Origin of the sequence: Anoxybacillus kestanbolensis (assembly GCF_001996285.1) — a bacterium.
Taxonomy (GTDB): domain Bacteria; phylum Bacillota; class Bacilli; order Bacillales; family Anoxybacillaceae; genus Anoxybacillus; species Anoxybacillus kestanbolensis_A.
The window spans coordinates 1-23,827 of sequence record NZ_MQAD01000010.1 but is presented as its reverse complement, the minus strand read 5'-3'; the positions used below and the strand labels follow the sequence as shown (position 1 = coordinate 23,827).

At 40.6% G+C, this 23,827-nt stretch carries 24 protein-coding genes and 1 rRNA gene; 9 read left to right on the top strand and 16 right to left on the bottom strand.

The window, feature by feature from the left end:
• Window positions 1–22 precede the first annotated feature (22 nt).
• The 5 genes from ssb to BO219_RS07615 all read right to left on the bottom strand — a co-directional run bounded on the left by ssb (window position 23) and on the right by BO219_RS07615 (window position 3,147).
• Window positions 23–514, bottom strand: coding sequence for a single-stranded DNA-binding protein (gene ssb, locus BO219_RS07635; RefSeq protein WP_077429094.1), 492 nt, complete (start codon window positions 512–514; stop codon window positions 23–25).
• A 26-nt stretch (window positions 515–540) separates the two neighbouring features.
• Window positions 541–828, bottom strand: coding sequence for a 30S ribosomal protein S6 (gene rpsF / locus BO219_RS07630; protein WP_009361077.1), 288 nt, complete (start codon window positions 826–828; stop codon window positions 541–543).
• A gap of 104 nt (window positions 829–932) precedes the next feature.
• Complete coding sequence (gene ychF, locus BO219_RS07625) at window positions 933–2,033, bottom strand: redox-regulated ATPase YchF (protein WP_077429093.1); 1,101 nt, start codon at window positions 2,031–2,033, stop codon at window positions 933–935.
• Between the two features lie 20 nt (window positions 2,034–2,053).
• Window positions 2,054–2,230, bottom strand: coding sequence for a DUF951 domain-containing protein (locus BO219_RS07620; protein WP_198525516.1), 177 nt, complete (start codon window positions 2,228–2,230; stop codon window positions 2,054–2,056).
• A 41-nt stretch (window positions 2,231–2,271) separates the two neighbouring features.
• The gene (locus BO219_RS07615) at window positions 2,272–3,147 is read right to left on the bottom strand and encodes a mechanosensitive ion channel family protein (RefSeq protein WP_077429092.1); all 876 of its coding nucleotides are present in this window, start codon (window positions 3,145–3,147) and stop codon (window positions 2,272–2,274) included.
• A 181-nt stretch (window positions 3,148–3,328) separates the two neighbouring features.
• Here BO219_RS07615 and yyaC point away from each other — a divergent pair, with 181 nt between their 5' ends.
• Complete coding sequence (gene yyaC / locus BO219_RS07610) at window positions 3,329–3,919, top strand: spore protease YyaC (RefSeq protein WP_077429091.1); 591 nt, start codon at window positions 3,329–3,331, stop codon at window positions 3,917–3,919.
• Here yyaC and BO219_RS07605 read toward each other — a convergent pair.
• The 11 genes from BO219_RS07605 to rpmH form a co-directional block, all read right to left on the bottom strand.
• Window positions 3,908–4,615, bottom strand: coding sequence for a DUF554 domain-containing protein (locus tag BO219_RS07605; RefSeq protein ID WP_077429090.1), 708 nt, complete (start codon window positions 4,613–4,615; stop codon window positions 3,908–3,910). The two genes, yyaC and BO219_RS07605, sit on opposite strands and share 12 nt — an antisense overlap.
• A gap of 17 nt (window positions 4,616–4,632) precedes the next feature.
• Window positions 4,633–5,496 (bottom strand): ParB/RepB/Spo0J family partition protein, encoded by an 864-nt coding sequence (locus BO219_RS07600; protein WP_077429089.1) that lies wholly within the window; start codon window positions 5,494–5,496, stop codon window positions 4,633–4,635.
• The gene (locus BO219_RS07595) at window positions 5,489–6,250 is read right to left on the bottom strand and encodes a ParA family protein (protein WP_077429088.1); all 762 of its coding nucleotides are present in this window, start codon (window positions 6,248–6,250) and stop codon (window positions 5,489–5,491) included. The genes BO219_RS07600 and BO219_RS07595 overlap by 8 nt, the downstream gene beginning before the upstream one ends.
• A gap of 101 nt (window positions 6,251–6,351) precedes the next feature.
• Window positions 6,352–7,203, bottom strand: coding sequence for a nucleoid occlusion protein (gene noc, locus BO219_RS07590; protein WP_077429087.1), 852 nt, complete (start codon window positions 7,201–7,203; stop codon window positions 6,352–6,354).
• Between the two features lie 35 nt (window positions 7,204–7,238).
• Window positions 7,239–7,952, bottom strand: coding sequence for a 16S rRNA (guanine(527)-N(7))-methyltransferase RsmG (gene rsmG, locus BO219_RS07585; RefSeq protein ID WP_004893258.1), 714 nt, complete (start codon window positions 7,950–7,952; stop codon window positions 7,239–7,241).
• A 13-nt stretch (window positions 7,953–7,965) separates the two neighbouring features.
• A complete protein-coding gene (gene mnmG, locus BO219_RS07580; RefSeq protein WP_077429086.1) occupies window positions 7,966–9,855 on the bottom strand; it encodes a tRNA uridine-5-carboxymethylaminomethyl(34) synthesis enzyme MnmG in 1,890 nt (629 codons plus the stop codon).
• A gap of 11 nt (window positions 9,856–9,866) precedes the next feature.
• Complete coding sequence (mnmE, locus tag BO219_RS07575) at window positions 9,867–11,252, bottom strand: tRNA uridine-5-carboxymethylaminomethyl(34) synthesis GTPase MnmE (RefSeq protein WP_004893260.1); 1,386 nt, start codon at window positions 11,250–11,252, stop codon at window positions 9,867–9,869.
• Window positions 11,253–11,422: 170 nt separating this feature from the next.
• Complete coding sequence (gene jag, locus BO219_RS07570; RefSeq protein ID WP_077429085.1) at window positions 11,423–12,040, bottom strand: RNA-binding cell elongation regulator Jag/EloR; 618 nt, start codon at window positions 12,038–12,040, stop codon at window positions 11,423–11,425.
• Entirely contained in the window at window positions 12,037–12,804 is a 768-nt protein-coding gene (spoIIIJ, locus tag BO219_RS07565; RefSeq protein WP_198936672.1) for a YidC family membrane integrase SpoIIIJ, read from the bottom strand. Before spoIIIJ ends, jag begins: the two co-directional genes overlap by 4 nt.
• 66 nt (window positions 12,805–12,870) lie before the next feature.
• Complete coding sequence (gene rnpA, locus BO219_RS07560) at window positions 12,871–13,209, bottom strand: ribonuclease P protein component (RefSeq protein WP_077429083.1); 339 nt, start codon at window positions 13,207–13,209, stop codon at window positions 12,871–12,873.
• Between the two features lie 63 nt (window positions 13,210–13,272).
• Window positions 13,273–13,407, bottom strand: coding sequence for a 50S ribosomal protein L34 (gene rpmH, locus BO219_RS07555; RefSeq protein ID WP_003397591.1), 135 nt, complete (start codon window positions 13,405–13,407; stop codon window positions 13,273–13,275).
• Window positions 13,408–13,875: 468 nt separating this feature from the next.
• Between rpmH and dnaA the strand changes: the two genes are divergently transcribed.
• The 8 genes from dnaA to BO219_RS07515 all read left to right on the top strand — a co-directional run.
• Window positions 13,876–15,219: a chromosomal replication initiator protein DnaA gene (dnaA, locus tag BO219_RS07550; protein ID WP_077429082.1), complete on the top strand. Its 1,344-nt coding sequence runs from the start codon at window positions 13,876–13,878 to the stop codon at window positions 15,217–15,219.
• 156 nt (window positions 15,220–15,375) lie between these two features.
• Window positions 15,376–16,512 (top strand): DNA polymerase III subunit beta, encoded by a 1,137-nt coding sequence (gene dnaN, locus BO219_RS07545; RefSeq protein WP_077429081.1) that lies wholly within the window; start codon window positions 15,376–15,378, stop codon window positions 16,510–16,512.
• 98 nt (window positions 16,513–16,610) lie between these two features.
• Window positions 16,611–16,823 carry a S4 domain-containing protein YaaA gene (yaaA, locus tag BO219_RS07540; protein WP_004888458.1) on the top strand — a complete coding sequence of 71 codons (213 nt, stop codon included), beginning with the start codon at window positions 16,611–16,613 and terminating at the stop codon, window positions 16,821–16,823.
• Window positions 16,824–16,837: 14 nt separating this feature from the next.
• A complete protein-coding gene (gene recF / locus BO219_RS07535; RefSeq protein WP_035020227.1) occupies window positions 16,838–17,953 on the top strand; it encodes a DNA replication/repair protein RecF in 1,116 nt (371 codons plus the stop codon).
• A 60-nt stretch (window positions 17,954–18,013) separates the two neighbouring features.
• Window positions 18,014–19,930 carry a DNA topoisomerase (ATP-hydrolyzing) subunit B gene (gyrB, locus tag BO219_RS07530; RefSeq protein WP_077429185.1) on the top strand — a complete coding sequence of 639 codons (1,917 nt, stop codon included), beginning with the start codon at window positions 18,014–18,016 and terminating at the stop codon, window positions 19,928–19,930.
• A gap of 72 nt (window positions 19,931–20,002) precedes the next feature.
• Window positions 20,003–22,453 carry a DNA gyrase subunit A gene (gyrA, locus tag BO219_RS07525; protein ID WP_077429080.1) on the top strand — a complete coding sequence of 817 codons (2,451 nt, stop codon included), beginning with the start codon at window positions 20,003–20,005 and terminating at the stop codon, window positions 22,451–22,453.
• A gap of 17 nt (window positions 22,454–22,470) precedes the next feature.
• Entirely contained in the window at window positions 22,471–23,583 is a 1,113-nt protein-coding gene (locus BO219_RS07520) for an HD-GYP domain-containing protein (RefSeq protein WP_077429079.1), read from the top strand.
• 141 nt (window positions 23,584–23,724) lie between these two features.
• Window positions 23,725–23,827, top strand: a 16S ribosomal RNA gene (locus tag BO219_RS07515); the annotation flags it as partial.

Here is a 23,827-nt window from a genome sequence, read left to right as displayed (position 1 = left end):
CCCTTCACTTATCGTGTGTATATTAAAACGGCAAATCATCATCCGATATGTCGATTGGTTGTCCATCGTTCGCAAATGGATCATCATCAATTCGACTAAATCCGCTGTTACGTCCTTGGTTCGGGTTCTGATTTGATCCAAATGGAAACGGCTCGCCATAGCTGCCTGATGCCATGCCACGCTGTTCACCGCCACTTCGCGGCTCTAAAAACTGCACGCTATCGGCGACAACCTCTGTTACGTACACTCGTTTTCCTTCTTGGTTTTCATACGATCTCGTTTGAATTCGACCTTCCACTCCAGCTAAACTACCTTTTTTCAAATAGTTCGCCACATTTTCAGCTTGTCGGCGCCAAACGATACAGTTAATAAAATCTGTTTCACGTTCACCTTGTTGGTTCGTATACGTTCGATTCACCGCTAGCGTAAACGTGGCAACAGCAACTCCATTTGGAGTATAGCGTAATTCCGGATCTTTCGTCAGTCTTCCGACGAGAATTACGCGATTAATCATCAGAACCACTCCTATTCATGAGGAAATTATTCTTCTTCCTTCACGACGATATGACGAATGATATCTTCGCTGATGCGCGCTAAACGGTCAAACTCTTGAACCGCTGCTGGCTTCGCAACAACATTTAAGATCATGTAGTAACCGTCACGGAATTTTTCAATTTCATAAGCGAGACGACGCTTGCCCCATTCTTTTACGTTTGTAATTTCTGCGCCATTTTCAGTTAACACGTTATTAAAACGCTCAACAACTGCTTTTCTCGCTTCTTCTTCCATGTTTGGACGGATAATGTACATAATTTCGTACTTTCTCATCACAGTCACCTCCTTTTGGTCTACACGGCTCTCTACAGAGCAAGGAGCAATATATCATTACTCACATTTGATGATTATATCATGAACGTCGTCCATATGCAAGATTAGACGTTAAAACGGAAATGAATAATATCGCCATCTTGCACTTCATAATCTTTTCCTTCTAGTCGTACTTTTCCTGCTTCACGCGCAGCCGCCATCGATCCTGCCGCAACTAAATCGTCATATGATACCGTTTCTGCACGAATAAATCCTCGTTCAAAATCAGAGTGAATAATTCCCGCACATTGCGGTGCTTTCATTCCTTTCCGGAACGTCCATGCCCGCACTTCTTGTTCGCCCGCTGTGAAGTACGTAGCAAGCCCGAGCAAGCTGTATGATGCACGAATAAGTTGGTCTAATCCTGATTGTTCAATGCCAAGTTCTTGTAAAAATAACTCTTTTTCTTCATCATCTAACTCCGCCATCTCCGCCTCAACTTTAGCACATACAACGATGACTTCTGCATTATCTTCTTTCGCAAATGCTTTTACTTGTTGCACGTAATCATTGCTGTTCGGGTCCGCTAAATCTTCTTCTCCGACGTTAGCGACGTATAACATCGGTTTGATCGTTAATAAATGCAGTTGCTTCACGACTTTCATTTCTTCTTCCGTAAATGAAAGCGTTCTAGCTGGTTTTCCTGCTTCGAATGCTTCTTTCAAGCGACTTAAAATGTCATATTCAAATACTGCTTCTTTATCTTTTTGTTTTGCCATTTTCCCAACGCGATCTATCCGCTTATCTACCGTCTCTAAATCAGCAAAAATAAGTTCTAAGTTAATTGTTTCAATGTCAGCAATCGGGTCTACTTTCCCCGCCACATGCGTAATATTTTCGTCAGCAAAGCATCGCACAACTTGACAAATGGCATCAACTTGGCGGATGTGCGATAAAAACTTATTTCCTAATCCTTCGCCTTTACTTGCGCCTTTCACGATTCCTGCGATATCCGTAAACTCAAATACAGTTGGAACCGTACGTTTTGGATTAAATAATTCCGTCAATGTTTTTAGACGCTCATCTGGCACTTCAACAATGCCAACGTTTGGTTCGATCGTACAAAACGGATAGTTGGCAGACTCAGCGCCCGCTTTTGTGATTGCATTAAATAACGTTGATTTTCCGACGTTCGGAAGACCAACAATTCCTGCTGTTAAACCCATAATGAAACTCCTCTCTTCGTCTATTCCTCGTGCTTTACGAGCACTTTTTTCATTTTTTTCTCAAATTCTTTCCGCGGTAACAAAACGCTATGACCACATCCTTCGCATTTGATGCGAATATCCATGCCCATTCGAATGATTTTCCAACGATTTGTACCGCAAGGATGCGCCTTTTTCATTTCAACAATATCATGCATGCCATACTCCTTATTCAATATAGCACACTCCTTTCTGTTGTTTAAGCACGCTCTGCCTGCTGTTCGCGATTATAAAGAACTAAGCGAGGAAACGGAGCTTCAATTCCACACTCGTCCAAACGAAGCTTAATTTCTTTTCGCAAGGCGCGGGCAATATGCCAATGGCGCATCGGCTTCGTTTCACACGTAATGCGCATGACAACTTCAGACGGCCCTAAGTTTTGAACGCCTAACAGTTCTGGCGTACTCACAATGTCTTCATATTTGCTTGGCATTTCTTCTAGCACTTCACGAATAACAGCTTCCGCCCTTTCTAAATCTCCTTCATAGGCAATGCTCACATCAACAACAGCAACACTATTATTTAAAGAAAAGTTTGTCACTTGTGTAATCGTTCCATTTGGCAAAATGTGCACTTCACCTGTAAAACTTTTTAACTTCGTTGTGCGCAATCCGATTTCCTCAACATGCCCTTCAAATGTTCCGATGCGCACATAATCTCCGACGGCAAACTGATCTTCAAGGATAATAAAAAATCCTGTAATAATATCACGAACAAGGTTTTGCGCCCCAAATCCAACCGCTAATCCAACGATTCCAGCTCCCGCTAGAATCGCACGAATATTGACGCCTACAGCGTCTAAAATCATCATAAACGTAATAAAGTAAATGGTATACGTCGCCATATTGTTCAGCAAACGCATTAACGTCGCTTCTCTTCGCTCAGACAAGCGGATCGGTGCTTTTTGTCGGACAGCAAAAAACTTTGCAATCGTTAATTTTATAACTTTTAACAAAATAGATGCAAAAAAAACAATCGTGACAATTTTAAATAAATTGACACCGACTGTAACGAGCCAGTCACCTTCTACTATTTGTTCAACAACACGACCGTATATTTTCTTCATTTGTTCCATCCAACCACCTCCGTTGTAGCAAAATCACCTATACAAGCTTCTTTGCCCGCGCATAAGTTATTGTAACAGTATTTTGCTTACATTTGTAGCGCACGAACTTTCTACGACACTCAATGTATATATATTCACATTTTTCCGTATACTGTTACCACGTCATTGAATCGAAGGAGGGAACGGACATATGCAAAATAAATTTTTTTACGATGAGCCAAACGCGGCAGCTCAACTTTCATCATCCATTTTACGCTTACTACCAGCTTCTACACATACACCAATTGTCATCATGTGTATCGGTACAGATCGTTCAACTGGCGATTCGCTCGGACCACTTGTCGGCACAATGCTTGAACAAAAAGGGATATTGCCTTTTCACGTATATGGAACGTTAAAAGATCCGATTCATGCTGTTAATTTAGAAGATAGACTAAAAGACATTCACCAACAACATAAACGCGCATTCATCATTGCTGTCGATGCTTGCCTTGGTCGTGTGAAAAACGTTGGGATGGTTACCATTGAAAAAGGTCCGATCAAACCAGGTGCCGCTGTCAATAAAAATCTCCCTTCTGTCGGCGATGCTCACATCACTGGGATCGTCAATGTGAGTGGATTTATGGAATTTTTCGTATTACAAAACACGAGACTTCATTTAGTCATGAGTATGGCGGAAACGATCGCCACAGGTATTTATGAAGCAGGTATGCAACTAAAGAAACATCAGCGGCTTGCATCATTGCAGACAAACGAACTGAAATATAAGTTATTCGAATAACACATGCATAAACGCAACGATCAAGGCATTGACTAAAATGCTTGGCAATAAGTTCGCTACACGAACAGATGTAAGATTCAACATGTTCAATCCGATCGCAACAATTAAAATTCCGCCTGTCGCGGTCGATTCAGCGATAAATGCCTCAAGGGCGCTTGGCGGAATGAACCGATCGATTTGCGTAGCCATTAAGGCGATGGAGCCTTGATAAACGACAACAGGAATAGCGGAAAAAATAACGCCGATGCCAAACGTAGCGGTTAAGATGATGCTCGCAAAGCCGTCCAAAATCGACTTTGTATACAATACGAGATGATCACCTCTTAACCCGCTATGTAACGCACCGACAATAGCCATCGAACCGACGACAAACAGGAGCGTAGCGCTCACAAATCCTTTAGAAATCGCTCCTTCTGCTCCATATCCTGCTCGTTTCTCCACCCATTTCCCTAGCCTTTCGAGTTTTTCTTCAATGTCCCATATTTCTCCTAATACCCCACCGACAACTAAACTAATAATCACAATTAAAAATTGCTTGCTTTCTAATCCCATTTTGACACCAAGAACGACGACAGAAAGCCCAATCCCACTCATTACCGTTGATTTTATGCGTTCAGGAATATTCCGAAATATGGCCCCTAACAGTGCTCCAATAAGAATACATATGCCGTTCACAACCGTACCGAGTAAAGCCAACGTATGTCACATCCTATTCATTCTTCAATCGATTCATCGTATGCATTTAGCAACTGCAAAATACGTGTCAAATCTTCTTCCGAGAAAAATTCGATTTCAATTTTCCCTTTTTTTCGATGTTTTTTAATGGATACTGACGTTCCTAACCGTTCGCGTAACAGCGCTTCGCTTTGCGTTAAAAATATATTTTTCTCTTCTTTCTTTTTCAATGTTTCACGTGGAACATTTTCATTCAATTGTTGAATAAGCGCCTCAAGTTGGCGAACATTGAGCGATTGTTGAATAACTCGTTCAATAACCGCTGAAAGTTTTTGTTTGTTTTTTAATGCAAGTAATGCTCGACCGTGCCCCATCGATAATGTACCTTCTTCAATCATTTGTTGCACATCACTTGGAAGTGAAAGAAGACGTAGATGGTTGGCAATATGTGGACGGCTCTTCCCTAATCGTTTCGCCAACTCTTCCTGCGTCAATTTGCATTTTGTAAGCAATAATTGATATGCTGTCGCTTCCTCAATCGGATTTAAGTCTTCACGCTGTAAATTTTCAAGCAATGCAATTTCCATCATTTTTTCATCCGAAAGTTCACGTACAACGGCCGGGACAGTTTTTAATCCTGCTAGTTGTGCCGCTCGAAAGCGACGTTCACCTACGACAATTTCATATCCCTTAATTGTTTGGCGAACGATAAGCGGCTGGATGATCCCATGTTCCATAATGGATTGCTTTAATTCTTCTAGCGCTTGTTCATGAAACGTTTTACGCGGTTGATATGGATTTGGACGAAGTTGTTGAATTCCAATGTCTTGAACCGTTTCCCCTTTTTCTGCTTCTAAATTCGTAAAAAGCGCATGTATGCCTTTCCCGAGCCCTTTAGCCATTCGCGATCACCTCTTTCGCAAAATCCGCGTATACTTCCGCTCCCCGTGATTTCGCATCGTACAAAATAATCGGCTTCCCGTGGCTTGGCGCCTCACTTAGTCGAACATTGCGTGGTATAATCGTCTCATACACTTTTTCACGAAAATACTTTTTCACTTCTTGAATGACTTGAATACCAAGATTTGTACGCGCATCAAACATCGTCAGCAACACACCTTCAATGCGTAAGTTGGAATTTAAATGTTTTTGTACGAGACGAATTGTATTTAATAGTTGACTCAGTCCTTCCAATGCGTAATATTCACATTGAACGGGGATCAATACTGTATCTGCTGAAGTTAAAGCGTTGATTGTCAGCAGTCCAAGCGACGGCGGGCAATCAATAATAATAAAATCGTACACATCTTTTATCGGGTTTAACGCTTTCTGTAAGCGCACTTCCCGCGAAACAATTGGAACAAGTTCAATTTCAGCGCCCGCGAGTTGGATTGTGGCAGGAATGATGTGCAATCGTTCGATGTTAGTCGGACGAATGACTTGGCGTACATCTACTTCCTCAACTAATAAGTCGTATGCACATTGTTCGATGTCATGTTTTTCCACACCAATCCCGCTTGTCGCATTTCCTTGCGGGTCGACATCGACAAGTAACGTCTTTTTTCCCATATGGGCTAAACAAGCCGATAAATTTACCGCTGTTGTCGTTTTGCCAACACCGCCTTTTTGGTTGGCAATCGCAATAATTTTCCCCACAATGCTCCCCATCCTTTACTTATAATACTTTTATTGTATCACGAATTTTTCAATATTTTCATATACAAAAAGAAAACCTCATCGTCATTTTGGATGAGGTGTTATTTTTGTTTCTTCGGGATGCGGATGGTAATTTGATAATAGTCTTCAAACTCTTCTTCTTCTGAATCGATCGCAACACCGCTATCAGCGACCATCGTCAACGACTGACGAATCGTATTGACGGCGATGCGCATGTCTTTGCTTAACGATTTTCGTTTCGGCTTCGGGCGCTTTTCATCGTCGCTTTCTTCTAGCATTTTCGCGACTCGATCTTCTGTCTGTTTCACGTTGAGTTGCTTTTGAATAATCTCTTCAAGCAATTTTAACTGTTTGTCGTAATCTTTCAGAACAATTAAAGCGCGCGCATGGCGTTCTGTAATTTGACGTTGTAACAATGCATCTTGCACTTCTTGAGGCAGCTTTAATAAACGAAGTTTATTGGCGATCGTTGATTGTCCTTTTCCGAGCCGTTGCGCTAACGCTTCTTGCGTTAAATTGTGCAATTCTAGCAAACGAGCATAAGCAACCGCTTCTTCAATCGGAGTTAGCTCTTCTCGCTGTAGGTTTTCAATTAAAGCGACAGAGGCTGTTTCCGTATCATTTAAATTTTTAATAATGGCAGGTATATCTGTCCAACCAAGTTTTTGTGCTGCCCGCCATCTTCGTTCCCCGGCAATAATTTCGAACTTTCCATCTTCGCATTCTCGAACAACAATCGGTTGAATCATCCCATGTGTTCGAATCGTTTGAGCAAGTTCGTCAATTTTATCTTCAACAAAAATGGTTCGCGGCTGAAAACGGTTTGGAACAATTTGTGAAATGGCGATTCGTTTTATTTCTTCATTCGGTATGACAATTTCTTCTTGCTCTTTTTCACCAAAGCTGAAAAATCGCGAAAAAGGATGCTTCATTTCCCCCTGACACCACCTTTGAGAACTCAAAACATTCATTCAATCGGAAGCTTGTTTGGTACCCCTGGTTTGCGTGGATATTTCTTCGGTGTTTTTCTTTTTTTCTCGACAAAAACGATTGCTCGTTCACTTTCTTCAATTGGCAATAAAAATTGTTCGACTTTCGCCACTTCGCCACCTAACACACGAATAGCCGTTTTTCCTTGTTCAAGCTCTTCTTGTGCTGATGCACCTTTCATTGCAATAAACGTTCCTCCCACTTTCACAAGTGGCAAACAGAGCTCACTTAAGACAGATAAACGAGCAACAGCACGAGCCATGACGACATCAAATGACTCACGTACACTTTTTTGTCCAAACGTCTCGGCGCGATCATGATAAAAGGCTACTCCTTCAAGCCCAAGTTGTGCCGCTAAATGATTCAGAAATGTGATTCGTTTTTGTAATGAATCAACAATTGATACATGTAGATGAGGAAAGCAAATTTTTAGCGGTATACTCGGAAAACCAGCCCCTGCTCCAACATCGCAAATAGATAATGATTGCGAAAAATCATAATAAAAAGCAGGTGTGATGGAATCAAAAAAATGCTTCAAGTACACGCCTTCTTCGTCTGTGATCGCCGTTAAATTCATTTTCTCGTTCCATTCAACGAGCAATTGATAATATGTTTCGAATTGAGTAAGTTGTTGAGGAGAAAGCGAAATTCCTTTCTCCTCTAACATTTGTTGAAATACCTTTACATCCATCATTCATCCCTCTTTATTCATTTGACACACGTGCGATTTTTCCCTGCTCTAAATACACTAATAAAATCGAAATGTCTGCCGGATTGACTCCCGAAATGCGTGACGCTTGTGCAATGGAAAGCGGACGAACTTGTTTTAGTTTTTGACGCGCCTCTGTCGCCAATCCTGTAATCGCATCGTAATCAATGTCTTCTGGAATTTTTTTGTTTTCCATTTTCTTTAATTTTTCAACTTGTTGTAGCGATTTTTCAATGTATCCTTCGTATTTAATTTGAATTTCTACTTGTTCTGCTACTTCAGGATCAATTGGCTGTTCCGCTGGTGCAATCATTTGAATGTGCTCGTACGTCATTTCTGGACGTTTTAACAAGTCAGCTGCGCGAATGCCGTCTTTTAACTCGCTTCCCCCGACATCCCGAATAAGTTGTTGTACTTGTGGGGTTGGCTTAATGATGTAAGATTTTAAGCGTTTCTTTTCCGCTTCGATCGCTTCTTTCTTTGCGACAAACTTCTCATATCGCTCTTGTGAAATTAAACCAATTTTATAGCCAATTTCTGTTAAACGTAAATCGGCATTGTCGTGACGTAATAAAAGACGATATTCTGCACGTGATGTTAGCAAGCGATATGGCTCGTTCGTTCCTTTTGTCACAAGGTCATCAATTAAAACACCAATATATGCTTCTGAGCGGCTTAAAATTAACTCCTCTTTTCCAAGCGCTTTACAAGCGGCATTAATGCCGGCAATAAGCCCTTGACCAGCTGCTTCTTCATATCCAGATGTCCCGTTAATTTGGCCTGCTGTATATAATCGTTGAACAACTTTTGTTTCTAACGTTGGCCATAGCTGTGTTGGAACGATAGCATCATACTCAATCGCATAACCAGCACGCATGAGCTGTGCCTTCTCTAGCCCCGGTATTGTCGCTAACATTTGACGTTGAATATGCTCCGGCAAACTTGTCGATAAACCTTGTACATATACTTCCTGCGTATGTCTTCCTTCTGGTTCAAGGAAAATTTGATGACGTGGTTTATCATGAAAACGGACGATTTTATCTTCAATTGATGGACAATAACGCGGGCCTGTCCCTTTAATCATTCCTGAATACATCGGTGACAAATGTAAATTTTCATCGATGATTCGGTGCGTTTCTTCTGTCGTATAAGTGAGCCAACAAGGAAGTTGGTCGGTAATGTATTGTTTCGTCTCATAGGAGAACGCTCGTGGCACGTCATCTCCCGGCTGAATTTCTGTTTTGCTGTAATCAATCGTATGGCTATTTACACGCGGTGGTGTTCCTGTTTTAAAGCGAACTAATTCAAAACCAAGTTCCTCTAAATGCTCTGAAAGTTTAATCGATGGCTGTTGATTGTTCGGACCGCTTGAATATTTAATGTCACCAATAATAATTTCACCGCGTAAAAACGTTCCTGTCGTAATAACGACAGCTTTAGCATAATAGCGAGCACCTGTATGCGTAATGACACCTCTACATACACCGTCTTCTACGATTAATTTTTCTACTTTTCCTTGTAATAACGTTAAATTCTCTTGGTTTTCCAACGTCTTTTTCATTTCTTGTTGATATAAAAATTTATCTGCTTGTGCACGCAAAGCTCGCACCGCAGGTCCTTTTCCTGTGTTCAACATTCGCATTTGAATATGCGTTTTGTCGATGTTTTTCCCCATTTCTCCGCCCAATGCGTCAATTTCCCGAACGACAATCCCTTTTGCAGGTCCGCCGATTGATGGGTTACATGGCATAAAAGCAATCATATCGAGATTGAGCGTAATCACTAGCGTACTTGCTCCCATGCGTGCAGCAGCAAGCGCCGCTTCACATCCGGCATGACCGGCACCGACAACGATAACATCATAAGATCCTGCCTCGTAATGCATAAACACCCTCCTTATTTTCCTAAACAAAATTGTGCAAACAATTGATCAATCAAACTTTCGTGCACCGTATCTCCAACGATTTCACCTAACAATTCCCATGCTCTCGTTAAATCAATTTGCACGATGTCGATCGGCATCCCCGCTTCGATGCCGTGAATCGCTTCTTCTATCGCTTTTTTTGCTTGCGTCAACAATGCAATATGACGCGAGTTTGATACATATGTTAAATCACGCGCCTCTACATCTCCACTGAAAAACAATGAGGCAATCGCCTCTTCAAGTTGCTCGATCCCTCTTTCCTCTAAAAGAGATGTCGTAATAATTGGTAATCCTTGCGCCAATTGCTTCACTCGGTCCATATCAATTCGCTTCGGTAAGTCTGTTTTATTAACAACAACAATGGCGTCCATTCCTTTGACCGCTTCAAACAACTGCTCATCTTCTACTGTTAGCGGCTCATTGTAGTTAAGTACGAGCAAAATTAAATCAGCTTCTTTTAACACTTTCCGTGACCGCTCGACTCCAATACGTTCGACAATGTCTTCTGTTTCACGAATGCCCGCTGTATCTAGCAAACGGAGCGGTACACCACGAACATTTACATATTCCTCAATGACATCACGAGTTGTGCCTGGAATATCCGTCACGATCGCACGATTTTCATGAGCTAAACTGTTTAACAGCGATGATTTCCCAACGTTTGGACGACCGATAATCACTGTCGCTAGTCCGTCTCGTAACACTTTTCCTTGTTGTGCCGTTTGTAACAGCCGCTCAATTTCATTTTTCACTTCTGTTGCCTTCTCAAGCAACAGTCGATGCGTCATTTCCTCGACGTCATCATATTCTGGATAGTCAATATTTACTTCGACATGCGCCAACGTTTCTAAAATCGTTTGGCGCAAGCGACGAATCAGTTTCGATAAACGACCTTCCATTTGATTCAATGCAACAGCCATGGCACGATCTGTTTTGGCGCGAATAAGATCAATGACCGCTTCTGCTTGGGATAAATCAATACGCCCATTTAAAAAAGCTCTTTTTGTAAATTCTCCAGGTTGCGCTAGACGAGCTCCATACGCTAACACGAGTTGAAGAACGCGGTTGACGGAAACGAGCCCCCCGTGGCAGTTAATTTCGACAACATCTTCACGCGTAAATGTCTTCGGAGCCTTCATCACCGTAACCATCACTTCTTCAATCGTTTCTTTCGTCTCCGGATGTACTATGTGTCCATAATGAATTGTATGAGATGGGACGTCTTTTAGCTTCTTTCCCCCTACACCAACAAACAGTTGATCAACAATTTTTATCGCTTCATCCCCGCTTAAACGGACGATAGCAATCGCCCCTTCACCCATCGGGGTCGAGATCGCTGCAATTGTATCGAATTCCACGCTATTCACCTTCTTTCTTGAAACAAAATTATCCACATCTATATCATTCGTGTTTTATTCACAATGGTAATCAAATAAATTTTAACTTATCCACATGTGAATAACAACATACACACTGCGTTTGAATTTACAAAAAAAATTCTCTAGGAACGACTTCCCCTAGAGAATGTTTATCTTTTTAGTGAAATAACGACATGACGATGCGGTTCCGTCCCAGCTGAAAACGTCTGTATTCTATCGTCATCACTTAGCGCCGTATGAATGACTTTTCGTTCCCATGCACTCATCGGTTCTAACGAAATATCTTTCCCCGTTTGTATCGCTTTTTTCGCCATATTTTTCGCTAAACGAACAAGTGTTTCTTCTCTTCGTTTTCGATATCCTTCCGCATCAATAACAACGCGAAGCGGACGATCCGTATAGCGATTTAACACTCCTTGCGCCAATAATTGTAACGCATTCAACGTTTGGCCATGCTTTCCAATCACCCGTGCAACCTCTGGACCTGAAAGCAAGACGACGAGATGTTCATCTTTCTGTTCGAAAGCGAGATGGACACGCACACCCATCTGCTCAATAACATGTTTTAAAAACGATTTGACACAATCAAACGGATGACGGATCACAATCTCCACGATTGCTTCTTGTCCACCGAACAAACCAAGAAACGGCTTTTTTTCTTGTTGCACAACAACAATATCGACCGCTTCTTTCGACAAATGTAATTGCGCTAACGCTTTGTCCACTGCCTCTTCTACCGTTTGGCCCCTCATCGTGATTCGTTTCACTTTCCTGTTCCCCCAGCTTGTTTCGTTGCTTTTAATTCCGGCCCTTTAATAAAGTACGTTTGTGCAATCATAAATAAGTTACCGACTACCCAATAAAGTGAAAGTGCTGCTGGGAAGTTAATCGCAAATATAACGACCATAATTGGCATTAACCAAAGGAGCATAACCATCTGTGGATTTTGTTGCTCGATGCCGGCCATCATCATTTTTTGCTGAATAAACGTCGTTATTCCCGCCACAAGCGGTAAAATAAAAAACGGATCTTTCTCACCTAAATCAAACCATAAAAAGTTATGACGTGCAATCTCCTCTGTACGCATGATTGCATGGTAAAAACCGATTAAAATCGGCATCTGAATGAGTATTGGAAGACAACCGGCTAGCGGATTGACGCCATGCTTTTGGAAAAGCAACATTGTCTCTTGTTGAAGTTTTTGCTGCGTTTGTGCATCCTTAGAGCTATATTTTTCTCGAAGTTTCTGTAGCTCAGGCTGTAACGCTTGCATTGCTTTTGAACTCTTCGTTTGTTGAATCATTAGCGGCAAAATAGCTAAGCGAATGAGAATTGTAACGATGATAATACCTAGTCCATAATTAGAACCAAACATTTCAGATGTATATGTAATTAACCAAGACAGTGGGTAAACGATATACTCGTTCCAAAACCCTTTGCTTTCTGCAGTAATTGGCTGATTGATTTCTGTACATCCTGCTAACACAACAGCAAGAAGTAAAAATAGCCATGCGACTTGCCTTTTTTTCACTCGTTCTTCCTCCCTACTCTGTAAATGCATTCCTCACAACATTTTAACATATAATCAACTCAACGTTTAATAAAAAGCGTTCGCCCGTCTCAAGACGTGCACTAAGCTTTTTCTCACCTCTTCATACTCCATTGTAGCTACCGGCACTCGCGCGATGATCACATAATCTTTTCCAACTTGAACTCGATCACGTTCTTCCTGAAATACTTGGCGAATATAGCGCTTCACACGATTCCGAACGACCGCTTTCCCTATTTTCTTGCTAACGGACAACCCGATGCGAAAATACGGTTGCTCTGGTTTATCGAGAACATACAAAACAAACTGTCGGTTCGCTACCGATTTACCTTTTTTAAACACTTCTTGAAATTCGTCATTTTTTTTAATGCGATATTTTTTTTTCATGTGCTCCAATAACACCTCGATCGTAACTCCCGTTAGAAAAAAGACCACTGATCGTTCAGTGGCCTATGCAGATAATACTTTTCTTCCTTTACGACGACGGCGAGCAAGAACTTTTCTTCCGTTCTTTGTGCTCATACGTGCACGGAAACCGTGTACTTTGCTGCGCTTCCGTTTGTTTGGCTGATACGTTCTTTTCATATATGACACCTCCCTGAGGAATAACTGTTAAAAGACAGTCTTTCTAATTATAGTGAGAAATTTAGAGAAATGTCAACTACTCCGGGAGTATCTTTTTTTGAATATATTGTGATTATGGATGTGGATAATTTTTTTGTCGCTTTTTCTGTATCCACAACATTTATCGACAAGTTTTTCACATCTTATAACCTTGTGGATAAATTTTTTTCACAACTTTTTTATTTTGTGGATAATTTTTAAAAACCGTTGCAACATATGTATTTATCTGCTATTATATTGTTGTTTTTACTCTGGATAATGGTGTGCATTTTTTTCTTTATCCACAAAATGTGGATAATGTGTGGACAGTCCCATCCACATCCTGTGTAAATATTTGTCCACAATCGGTGAAAACTGTCGAAAAAAATTTTTTTATAGACAAAGTTATACAAAAGTTAAACACCCGCGCGGAGAAGGAGGGAGAGCGGCGTGGAAAATATTTCGGACTTATGGAATAAAGCATTGGCCGAAATTGAGAAAAAAATTAGCAAACCGAGTTTTGAAACATGGTTAAAATCAACGACTGCACATTCGTTAAAGGGCGATATCCTTATTATTACCGTCCCAAACGAATTTACAAAAGACTGGCTCGAATCTCGCTATACCCGGCTGATCGAACAAACACTTTATGACATTACCGGAGAAGAATTAAAGATTAAATGTACCATCCCTAATCATCAAACAACGGAAGAATTCGCTCTAAAGCCGACAAGCAAACCGCGCAAACACGATGACGAACAAACAGAATTTCCACAAAGCATGCTCAATCCGAAGTATACGTTTGATACTTTTGTCATTGGATCTGGAAATCGCTTTGCTCATGCTGCCTCTTTAGCTGTGGCAGAAGCACCGGCCAAAGCATACAACCCCCTTTTCATTTATGGTGGTGTAGGCCTAGGCAAGACGCACCTCATGCACGCAATCGGTCATTACGTTCTTGAACACAACCCATCAGCGAAAGTCGTTTATCTATCTTCTGAAAAGTTTACAAACGAATTTATTAATGCCATTCGTGACAACCGTCCGGATGATTTTCGTAACAAATATCGCAATGTGGACGTGTTACTAATAGATGATATTCAGTTTTTAGCTGGGAAAGAACAAACACAAGAAGAGTTTTTCCATACATTTAACACGCTTCACGAGGAAAGTAAGCAAATTGTTATATCGAGTGACCGACCTCCAAAAGAAATTCCGACGTTAGAAGACCGCCTTCGTTCACGTTTTGAATGGGGCTTAATTACAGACATCACCCCTCCTGACTTAGAGACAAGAATCGCTATTTTGCGCAAAAAAGCGAAAGCGGAAGGATTCGACATACCGAACGAAGTGATGTTGTACATTGCTAATCAAATTGATTCGAACATTCGTGAATTAGAGGGGGCGCTCATTCGCGTCGTTGCTTACTCTTCTTTAATTAATAAAGAAATTAACGCAGATTTGGCAGCTGAAGCATTAAAAGATATTATTCCGAGCTCCAAACCAAAAGTTATTACGATCCAAGATATTCAACGCGTTGTCGGGGAGCATTTTAATGTAAAACTCGAAGATTTCAAGGCGAAAAAGCGGACAAAATCTGTTGCTTTTCCAAGACAAATTGCAATGTATCTTTCACGCGAACTGACGGACTGTTCGCTCCCGAAAATTGGTGAAGAATTTGGAGGGCGTGACCATACGACTGTTATCCATGCCCATGAAAAAATTTCAGCTCTCATTCAGACTGACGTTCAATTGCAAAAACAGCTGAAAGAAATTATGGAGAAACTGAAATAATGTGAATAACTACTTTGTGTTTGTGCACAGTCTGTCCACATGTGGATAGTCTGTGCTTCCTTTGTTTTACTCACTTATCCACATAATCACAGCGCCTATTATTATGATTAATAGTTTTTTAAAAAAATATAATTAATAATTAGGGAGGTTTTCTTTGTGAAAGTTACTATCGATCGCGAGCACTTAGTGAGAAGCGTGCAAGATGTTATGAAAGCTGTATCATCCCGAACGACCATTCCTATTTTGACTGGAATTAAAATTGTCGCTTCTGAGCAAGGAGTTACATTGACAGGGAGCGATTCAGATATTTCGATTGAATCGTTTATTCCAGCGGAGGAAAAGGATCGTATTATTGTTGACGTCATTAAACAAGGAAGCGTAGTTCTCCAAGCACGATTTTTTAGCGAAATTGTTCGGAAACTACCGAAAGAAACCGTACAAATCGAAGTAAAAGATCAATTTGTCACAACAATTCGTTCCGGAAAAGCCGAATTTCACTTAAACGGATTGGATCCAGAGGAATATCCGCGCTTACCACAAATTCAAGAGGAAAACATGTTTAAAGTTCCAGCTGATTTGTTAAAACATGTAATTCGTCAAACTGTATTCGCAGTATCGACTTCAGAAACACGTCCGATCTTGACAGGTGTAAACTGGCGAATTGAAAATAATGAACTGACGTGTATTGCAACAGATAGCCATCGGCTAGCTATGAGAAAAGCAAAAGTAGAAACGGAATCAGAAGCGTACTTCAATATCGTCATTCCGGGAAAGAGCTTGAACGAACTAAATAAAATCCTCGAAGAGTCGAATGAACTTGTGCACATTGTCGTGACAGAAAATCAAATATTATTCAAAACAAAACATTTGTTGTTTTTCTCACGTTTATTAGACGGGAACTATCCGGATACGTCTCGACTTATTCCAACAGACAGTCAGACAGATGTGATTGTAAAAACGAAGGAGTTTCTACAAGCGATCGACCGTGCATCTTTATTAGCGCGTGAAGGAAGAAACAACGTTGTTCGTTTATCGACACTAGCCGACAAAATCGTTGAAATTTCTTCGAACTCACCTGAAATCGGAAAAGTGGTTGAAGAAGTGCAGTGTGAACAAGTTGAGGGAGAAGAATTAAAAATTTCTTTCAGCGCAAAATATATGATGGATGCACTAAAAGCGTTAGAAGGGACAGAAATTAAAATTAGTTTTACTGGTGCAATGCGACCATTTTTAATTCGTCCGCTTCATGACGATTCGATGCTCCAATTAATTTTACCTGTGCGCACATATTAAAAGCTGCTAGATGAACTAGCAGCTTTCCTTTTCTTCACCTTTCTTTTTTAGTACAATGAAAGAATGGACACTTTTTATAGAAAGTGAGCGGATGATGGATGAAAGAAATAAAAATTTCAACAGAAACCATTACACTCGGACAATTTTTAAAACTAGCGAACGTCATCTCAACAGGTGGGATGGCGAAATGGTTTTTACAAACAAACGATGTATTTGTTAATGGTGAGCAGGAACAACGTCGCGGGCGAAAGCTGAAGGTAGGGGACGTTGTCGACATCAAAACAATCGGTACATTTACGATTTGTTCGTGAAGGTGGGAGCACCTTTGTTTTTGGAACAATTAACTTTAAAAAACTACCGCAATTATGAACAAGGTTGTTGGCAATTTCAAAATAAAGTAAACGTCATTTTAGGCGAAAATGCCCAAGGTAAGACGAACATCATGGAATCCATTTATGTTTTATCTATGGCGAAATCACATCGAACGACGAACGATAAAGATTTAATTCGTTGGGACGAAGATTATGCTAAAATAGAAGGTAAAGTAGGAAAGAAAAACGGGTCCATTTTTCTGCAACTAACTGTGTCAAAAAAAGGCAAGAAAGCAAAACTCAATCATATTGAACAGGCGAAGTTAAGCAGATATGTCGGGCACATGAACGTCGTCATGTTTGCTCCAGAAGATTTAAACCTTGTAAAAGGGAGCCCACAAATTCGAAGACGTTTTATCGACATGGAGATCGGTCAAGTATCTCCTGTTTACATGCATGAGCTTGGTCAATATCAAAAAGTGTTGCAACAAAGAAATCAATATTTGAAACTACTTCAGTCGAAAAAACAGACGGATGAAACGTTTCTTGATGTGCTTACAGAACAACTGGTAGAACTTGCAGCTAAGATCACGCTTAAAAGATACGAATTTATCGAATTATTACAAACGTGGGCAAAACCGATTCATGCTGAAATTAGTCGAGGTAATGAACAATTAGCTATTCACTATTGTCCTTCGGTTCATGTATTAGACAAACAACAATGGTCGAGAATAGTAGAAGTGTATAACGACAAGTTCGCACAAATAAAAACAAAAGAAATCGAACGAGGCACAACACTTATCGGGCCACATCGAGATGATTTATCGTTCACAATTAACGGAAAGGATGTACAAACGTTCGGTTCACAAGGACAACAACGAACGACGGCCCTTTCATTGAAACTAGCTGAAATTGATTTAATTTTTTCGGAAATTGGAGAGTACCCTATTCTTTTACTTGACGATGTCCTATCAGAACTGGATGATTTTCGCCAAACGCATTTGTTAAATGCTATACAAGGCAAAGTGCAAACATTCGTAACAACAACGAGCATAGATGGGATTGAGCATCGCGTTATTCGTGATGCAGATGTGTACGAAGTTGTCTCGGGACAAATGATGAGACGATAGTTGTTTATCAAACTCGGACGTATTGTCCGAAAAGGAAAGCGTAGGTGATCAATAGTGACGATGGAACAAAGGGAACAAATTGTTTATGATGAAAGTCAAATTCAAGTGCTCGAAGGATTAGAAGCAGTACGAAAAAGACCGGGGATGTATATCGGATCAACTGGACCGAAAGGATTACACCATCTCGTTTGGGAAATTGTCGACAACAGTATTGATGAAGCGCTAGCTGGATTTTGTACGGAAATCAACGTCATTGTTGAAGAAGACAATAGCATTACAGTTATCGATAACGGTCGGGGGATTCCAGTTGGCATTCATGAAAAAATGGGGAGACCAGCTGTTGAAGTAATTATGACTGTGTTGCACGCTGGAGGGAAATTCGGCGGCGGTGGATATAAAGTATCTGGCGGTTTGCATGGGGTCGGTGCGTCTGTTGTTAATGCGTTGTCAGAAGAACTAGAAGTATATGTACATCGCGATGGAAACATTCACTATCAAAAATATAAGCGCGGTGTGCCTTGTTCTGATTTACAAGTTGTAGGTGAGACAGATCGGACAGGAACAACGATTCATTTTAAGCCAGATCCGGAAATTTTTACAGAAACGACGGAGTATGATTACGATACACTCGCGCACCGTTTACGGGAGCTTGCTTTTTTAAACAAAGGCATTCGTATTACGCTAGAAGATCGACGCGGTGAAAAGCGACGCAACGAATACTACTATGAAGGCGGAATTTCTTCATACGTTAAACATTTAAATCGGACAAAAGAAACGCTTCACGAGGAACCAATTTATATTGAAGGGGAGAAAGACGGGATTCAAGTCGAAATTGCCCTACAATACAACGATGGTTATACAAGTAATATATACTCATTTGCGAATAACATTCATACACATGAAGGTGGTACGCACGAGTTAGGGTTTAAAACAGCTCTGACGCGAATTATTAATGATTATGGCCGTAAAAACAATATGTTTAAAGAACAAGATGCTAATTTAACAGGTGAGGACGTACGGGAAGGATTAACGGCCATCATCTCGGTGAAACACCCAGCACCACAGTTCGAGGGGCAAACGAAGACGAAACTCGGAAATAGTGATGCTCGTACGGCGACAGAGTCCATTTTTGCTGAACAATTTGAGAAGTTTTTACTCGAGAATCCATCCGTTGCAAAAAAAATCGTTGAAAAAGGAATTTTAGCTTCTCGAGCACGTTTAGCAGCGAAGCGAGCGCGAGAATTAACGAGAAGAAAAAACGCCCTTGAAGTATCAAGTTTGCCTGGGAAATTGGCAGATTGTTCATCGAGAGACCCAGCGATATGTGAACTGTATGTTGTTGAGGGAGACTCGGCAGGTGGTTCTGCAAAACAAGGACGCGATCGTCATTTCCAAGCGATTTTACCGTTGCGCGGAAAAATTATTAACGTTGAAAAATCACGTTTAGATAAAATTTTATCCAACAATGAAGTACGTGCGATTATTACAGCTCTTGGCACAGGAATCGGGGAAGATTTTGATATTACAAAAGCTCGTTACCATAAGATCATTATTATGACGGACGCCGATGTCGATGGTGCACACATTCGCACATTGTTATTGACATTTTTTTATCGCTACATGCGCGAGGTCATTGAACAAGGCTACGTTTACATCGCTCAACCACCTTTATATAAAATTCAGCAAGGAAAACGAATCGAATATGCATATAGTGATCGACAACTTGAAGAAATATTAACGCGGTTACCTGAACAACCAAAACCGGTCATTCAACGTTATAAAGGTCTTGGGGAGATGAATCCTGAACAACTTTGGGAAACAACAATGAATCCAGAAACGAGAACGTTGTTGAAAGTGAGTTTGCAAGATGCGATGGAGGCGGACGAAACGTTCGAAATTTTAATGGGGGACAAAGTCGAGCCGCGTAGACAATTTATTGAAGAAAATGCTAAATATGTAAAAAACCTGGATATTTAAACATGTCGGAGAGTGTTTGTTCACCCTCCCCTTGTTTTATTATTTTGGTAAGTAAGGGAGGTTCGTTGTTGTATGTCTGAACGAGTAAAAGAAGTGAGTATTAGTCAAGAAATGCGTGCATCGTTTCTTGACTATGCGATGAGCGTCATTGTATCTCGCGCGCTCCCTGATGTGCGTGACGGTCTAAAGCCGGTACATCGTCGTATTTTATATGCAATGCACGATTTAGGAATGACGGCGGACAAGCCTTACAAAAAGTCGGCACGTATTGTCGGTGAAGTGATCGGGAAGTATCATCCGCACGGAGATGCAGCGGTATACGATACGATGGTGCGGATGGCACAAGATTTCAACTATCGATATATGCTTGTAGATGGACATGGAAACTTCGGATCAATTGACGGGGATGCTGCAGCAGCAATGCGCTATACAGAAGCGAGAATGTCGAAAATTTCGATGGAGCTGTTGCGAGATATTAACAAAGACACGATTGATTACCAAGACAACTATGACGGTTCAGAACGAGAGCCAATTGTTTTGCCAGCTCGTTTCCCGAATTTGCTTGTGAACGGATCTTCAGGGATTGCGGTTGGGATGGCAACAAACATTCCGCCGCATCAACTTGGAGAAGTCATTGACGCTTTATTGGAGCTGATGAAAGATCCCGACATGACGATTGCTGAATTGATGGAATATTTGCCAGGACCTGATTTTCCGACAGGTGCGCAAATTATTGGGAGAGGCGGTATACGAAAAGCGTATGAAACAGGACGAGGTTCGATTACGTTGCGTGCCAAAGCAGAGATCGAGCAAAAAGAGAACGGAAAAGAAGTGATTATCGTCCGTGAGTTACCTTATCAAGTCAATAAAGCGAAGTTAATTGAAAAGATTGCTGAACTTGTGCGCGAAAAGAAAATCGACGGAATTACAGATTTACGTGATGAATCCGATCGAAGCGGTATGCGTATCGTTATTGAAGTACGAAGAGATGTGAGTGCTCATGTCGTACTTAACAATTTATACAAACAAACGGCTTTACAAACGAGCTTTGGTATCAATATGCTCGCGCTTGTTGATGGGCAACCGAAAGTATTAAATTTAAAACAATGTTTACAACATTATTTAGACCATCAAAAAATTGTTATTCGTCGTCGAACTCAGTTTGAGTTAAACAAAGCGGAAGCTCGCGCCCATATTTTAGAAGGACTACGCATTGCCCTCGATCACCTAGATGAAGTGATTGAGCTCATTCGTCAATCCGCGACCGTAGATGTAGCAAAAGAAGGGTTAATGACAAAGTTCCAGCTAAGCGAAAAGCAAGCGCAAGCTATTTTAGATATGCGTTTACAACGTTTAACGGGACTAGAGCGTGAAAAAATTGAACAAGAGTATGAGGAATTAGTCAAGCTCATTGCGCATTTAAAAGCCATTTTAGCCGATGAACAAAAAGTTTTACAAATCATTCGTGATGAATTGCTTGAAATTAAAGAGAAGTTCAACGATTATCGTCGCACAGAAATTGTAAATGGCGGTTTAGAAACTATTGACGATGAAGATTTAATTACTCGTGAAAATATCGTTGTTACATTGACGCATAGAGGATATATTAAACGTCTTCCAGTTTCGACATACCGAAGCCAGCGACGTGGAGGTCGTGGCATTCAAGGGATGAATACGAATGAGGACGATTTTGTTGAACATTTAGTTATTACATCGACACACGATATCGTTTTATTTTTTACAAACAAAGGGAAAGTTTATAAAGCAAAAGGATACGAAATTCCAGAGTTCAGTCGAACAGCAAAAGGCATTCCAATTGTTAACTTATTAAACATTGAAAAAGACGAAGTGATTAACACAGTTATTGCCATCGAACAGTTCCGAGAAGACGCATTTTTATTTTTTACAACAAAGCAAGGGACTGCTAAACGTTCTCCGTTGTCGTCGTTTGCTAACATCCGTAACCATGGTTTAATTGCTATTCATTTACATGAAGGTGATGAATTAATATCTGTAAAACTAACAGATGGTCATAAACATATAATTGTAGGGACGAAAAACGGAATGTTAATTCGTTTTCCAGAGACAGATGTCCGCTCCATGGGACGGACGGCTGCAGGTGTAAAAGCCATTACGTTATGTCCGGGTGACGAAGTCGTTGGTATGGAGAGTTTGAATGGCGACGAGGAAATTTTAATTGTAACGCGAAATGGTTATGGAAAACGGACACCAGCTTCAGAGTACCGTGTCCAAAGCCGTGGAGGAAAAGGAATTAAGACGTGTAACATTACTGAAAAGAACGGAGACGTTGTTGCTGTCAAAACAGTTACAGGCGAAGAAGACTTAATGCTAATGACCGCAAGTGGTGTAATGATTCGCATGGCAGTGAGCGATATTTCTGTCATGGGACGCAATACACAAGGTGTGAAACTCATTCGTCTTGATGAAGAAAACGAGCAGGAGTATGTCGCAACAGTAGCAAAGGTGCCAAAAGAAGAAAAAGAACAATTGCAAGAAGAATAGAGGGGGGGTTCCCCCCTATGCTTTACAAAGGCGGGGAGAAAGACGTGTTATTAGTAAAAACGGCTCAATTACAAGAAGGATGCATTTTAGCAGAAGACGTTGTCGGAAAATCGAATCGTGTCATCGTTCCGAAAAATACTGTATTAAACGCAAAACTGTTGATCGTGCTACAAAAATTTCTTGTTGACCAAGTACGTGTACAGTCAGTTCTCGTTGATGGCGGCACATTTCGGCCCAGTGAAATTGTTCAAGAAGATGTACCGAAAACAAAAGCTACAGACAATAAAGATATATTGACGTTATATTTAGAAGTCGTTCAACAATATAAACAAATGTTTCAAGGGTGGCAGGCTGGGTTACCTGTTGATATTGGCAAAGTACGTAAAATGTTTATGCCTTTGTTTGAAAAAGTGTTGGGATCAGAAAGAGAATTGCTCTTTTTTCATCACTACTCTACAAAATCGGAGTATTTATTTCATCATGCAGTAACAGTCGGCCTTCTTTCAGGTGCATTGGCGAAAAGAATGCAATATACAAAAGGGGACTATTGTCAAATTGCAATTGCCGGGTTATTAAGTGATTGTGGCATGGCAAAAGTTGACCCGAAAATACTTCACAAAAGTGCAGCGCTTACTCCGATGGAATATAAAGATATGCGTCAACATACCGTTTATGGATATAAAATGGTTCAAAAGATTACTGCATTACAAGAAGGGGTGAAACTTGCCGTTTTGCAACATCATGAGCGAAATGACGGCAGCGGATATTTACTTAGTGTTCAAGAAGAAAAAATTCACCCTTATAGTAAAATTGTTGCCGTTGCAGATGTTTATCATGCGATGATTTCTGAACGACCTTATCGTAATAAGCAATCGCCTTTTAAGGTGTTTGAACAAATTCATAAAGATTGTTTTGGGAAATTCGATCTTTCTGTCGTTCAAGCGCTAGCGTCGCTTTTAATGACCCTTTCTTTAGGAGCAAAAGTAAAATTATCAAATGAACAAATTGGGGAAATCATCTTTTTCGAACAAGATTTACCTATGTGTCCGATGATTAAGATAATTGATACAAACCAAATCATTTCACTGAAACATGAAAAAGATTTGTGTATTGAAGAGATTATAAAATGACAATGGCAATTGTCCATGTCATTTTATTTTTTTATAAAAAAGTGTTGACAATAACAATATGCTCTTGTATGATATATCTTGTGCTTGATGTTCTTTGAAAACTGAACAAAACAGCAGCGTGAAAGCTAGAGATATAAACTTTCTATGGAGAGTTTGATCCTGGCTCAGGACGAACGCTGGCGGCGTGCCTAATACATGCAAGTCGAGCGGACGAATCGAAAGCTTGCTTTTGATTCGTTAGCGG

Bases quoted from the DNA above. Each gene is read 5' to 3' on its own strand.
- ssb (WP_077429094.1), bottom strand. From the start codon at position 514: ATGATTAATCGCGTAATTCTCGTCGGAAGACTGACGAAAGATCCGGAA.
- rpsF (WP_009361077.1), bottom strand. From the start codon at position 828: ATGAGAAAGTACGAAATTATGTACATTATCCGTCCAAACATGGAAGAA.
- ychF (WP_077429093.1), bottom strand. From the start codon at position 2,033: ATGGGTTTAACAGCAGGAATTGTTGGTCTTCCGAACGTCGGAAAATCA.
- BO219_RS07620 (WP_198525516.1), bottom strand. From the start codon at position 2,230: ATGCATGATATTGTTGAAATGAAAAAGGCGCATCCTTGCGGTACAAAT.
- BO219_RS07615 (WP_077429092.1), bottom strand. From the start codon at position 3,147: ATGGAACAAATGAAGAAAATATACGGTCGTGTTGTTGAACAAATAGTA.
- yyaC (WP_077429091.1), top strand. From the start codon at position 3,329: ATGCAAAATAAATTTTTTTACGATGAGCCAAACGCGGCAGCTCAACTT.
- BO219_RS07600 (WP_077429089.1), bottom strand. From the start codon at position 5,496: ATGGCTAAAGGGCTCGGGAAAGGCATACATGCGCTTTTTACGAATTTA.
- noc (WP_077429087.1), bottom strand. From the start codon at position 7,203: ATGAAGCATCCTTTTTCGCGATTTTTCAGCTTTGGTGAAAAAGAGCAA.
- rsmG (WP_004893258.1), bottom strand. From the start codon at position 7,952: ATGGATGTAAAGGTATTTCAACAAATGTTAGAGGAGAAAGGAATTTCG.
- mnmG (WP_077429086.1), bottom strand. From the start codon at position 9,855: ATGCATTACGAGGCAGGATCTTATGATGTTATCGTTGTCGGTGCCGGT.
- rnpA (WP_077429083.1), bottom strand. From the start codon at position 13,209: ATGAAAAAAAAATATCGCATTAAAAAAAATGACGAATTTCAAGAAGTG.
- rpmH (WP_003397591.1), bottom strand. From the start codon at position 13,407: ATGAAAAGAACGTATCAGCCAAACAAACGGAAGCGCAGCAAAGTACAC.
- yaaA (WP_004888458.1), top strand. From the start codon at position 16,611: ATGAAAGAAATAAAAATTTCAACAGAAACCATTACACTCGGACAATTT.
- gyrB (WP_077429185.1), top strand. From the start codon at position 18,014: ATGGAACAAAGGGAACAAATTGTTTATGATGAAAGTCAAATTCAAGTG.
- gyrA (WP_077429080.1), top strand. From the start codon at position 20,003: ATGTCTGAACGAGTAAAAGAAGTGAGTATTAGTCAAGAAATGCGTGCA.
- BO219_RS07520 (WP_077429079.1), top strand. From the start codon at position 22,471: ATGCTTTACAAAGGCGGGGAGAAAGACGTGTTATTAGTAAAAACGGCT.